The sequence below is a fragment of the Halobacterium sp. CBA1126 genome (assembly GCF_009741975.1).
Classification (GTDB): domain Archaea; phylum Halobacteriota; class Halobacteria; order Halobacteriales; family Halobacteriaceae; genus Halobacterium.
On sequence record NZ_WPCF01000187.1, the window covers coordinates 1 to 2049 of the forward strand.

1 protein-coding gene is annotated in these 2049 nt (G+C 72.7%); it reads right to left on the reverse strand.

Annotated elements, in window-relative coordinates; translation table 11 throughout:
- On the reverse strand, positions 1–1930 hold a 1930-nt coding region (locus GJ634_RS14990; RefSeq protein WP_157503633.1), incomplete at its 3' end, for a CARDB domain-containing protein.
- Positions 1931–2049: the final 119 nt, after the last annotated feature.

Here is a 2049-nt window from a genome sequence, read left to right on the forward strand (position 1 = left end):
TGCCGAAGCCGGGGATGCCGGTGCCGATACCGCCGGCGGTCACCGTGACGGAGGCGTCGCCGGCGGCGAGCGTGTAGCGGCCGGCTTCGGGGAGCGTCACGGTCAGCGTGCGCGTCGCGGTCTCGCCGGGGGCGAGTGCGGCGTCGACGGTGCCGACGCGCTCGCCGTCGAGGGTCACGGCCACGGGGCCGTCCGCGGGAACGTCGCCGGGGTTGGACAGCGTCACGGTCGCGGTCACGTTCTCGCCGGGTTCGACGCGATTGTCGTCGACGGAGAGGTCGGTCACGGAGACGTTCCCGGGTTCGCGGACGTCGAGTGCGACGTCGGTCCGGGCGCCGGTGACGTTGTACGTGCCGGCGGCGCCGACGTTCTCGCGGAGCGTGACGTCGGCGGTCTCGCCGGGCGGGAGCTCGCCGCGGGTCTCGGCGAGCACGTCGCCCGCGAACTCGACGGCGGCGACGTACTCGCCGGTCTGACCGCCGTCGTTGGTCACCGAGCCGACGACGGTGACGGTCTCGCCGACGTAGACGGTCGGCGGCTCTGCGAACGTCTCGTTGCGGAACGGCCCGGTGACGCGGTACTCGCGGACGTCGAAGTTCATGCGCGCGGGCTGGGTGCCGAACGCGGCGGCGTGCTGGCTGCGCGTCCACATCTCGGGGGTCTGCCGGGTGTTCGTGTACTGGTTCGCGCGCTCTTCGACGGCCGGCGTCGAGGCCTCGAGGACCGCGGCGAGCACGTCCGCGTTCGTCACGCGGTCCTCGTGCTGGTTCAGCCGGTAGAGCACGTCTTCCATCGTCGCGGTGCTGTCGGTCGCGAGGCGCACGCGCCGGTCGAGTTCGCCCCAGACGAGGCTGCCCTTCACGTAGTTCGCGCCGGAGGGCCACGTCGACGGCTGCGAGAGGACGGCGTCGCGCCACGGTTCACGCTCGCCGAGCGCGAGGTGGGTCTCGAACGCGCCGAAGCTCACGTAGTCGGTGCGCAGGGACAGCAGGGAGGCGTAGTACTCGGCGCCGGCTTCCATCGTCCACCGGCCGCTGTCGGCAGTTCGGAACGCCTGTCTGGTGTGGACGTACTCGTGGAACCAGACGTTCCGCGGTCTGTCGAGGTGAGCGTCCGCGCGGACCCACGCGTCGTTGCCGCCGTACTCGACGCCGAGCACGCCCCAGTCGACGGTCGTCGGCGCTGCGACGAACCAGACGCGGTTGTCCCGCGACCCGACGTGGAGGCGCTTCGACGCCTCGCCGAGCGCGTCCAGCACCTCCTCGGATGACTCCGCCATCGACGCGTGCTCGGGGACGGCGAGCGTGAACTGCTGGCCGTTCGCGGTGCGCGTGTGCTCTTCGACGGGGCCGAGGTACGCGATCTCGCCGCCCGTCGACCCCTCGCCGTCGACGGTCACGTCCTCCGAGATGGTGACGTCGGTTCCCTTGGGCGCGCGGTAGCTCCACCCGGTGGAGAGCTGGGGGACGGTGACGAGCGCCCACTCGCCGACGTCGACGAACGAGTAGTCGCCGCCGGCCTGCACGGCCGGACTGCGCGCGCCGGACGCGGTCTGGTTCGCGGGGAGCGTGAACCGCACGGTCGCGGGGTCGGTGGTGCCGTCCCACTCGTAGCCGTCCGGCGTCCGCGCGAACGAACTGGACTCGACGGCCTCGGCGTTCGAGGGGAGGGAGACGCTGAGGCTCGTCACGGGATCGGGCACGTCGTAGGTGGCGACGACGTCGATCTCGCCCGGCTCCGCGGGCGTCCGGTGGAGGTCGATGTGCTTCCGGATGGTGTACGTCTGGGCGGCCGCGACGTCGCCCGCGGCGTCGCGCGCGGCGTCGGCTGTCGGCGGCGAGGCGTCCGTTCCGGTGGGTGCCGCCACCGCGGCGCCGACTCCGGGCGTCACGAGAAGCACGACGACGAACGCGACGACGACCTCTCTCATGGCCGCACCTGTGGCGTCGACACACAAAGGCGGACCGGCTCCCCCGTCAGCCGTCCGTCAGGTCACCGCCGTCGGCGACTGCGAACGGCTCGGCGCCGGCGTCCAGCGCCGCGAGCGCG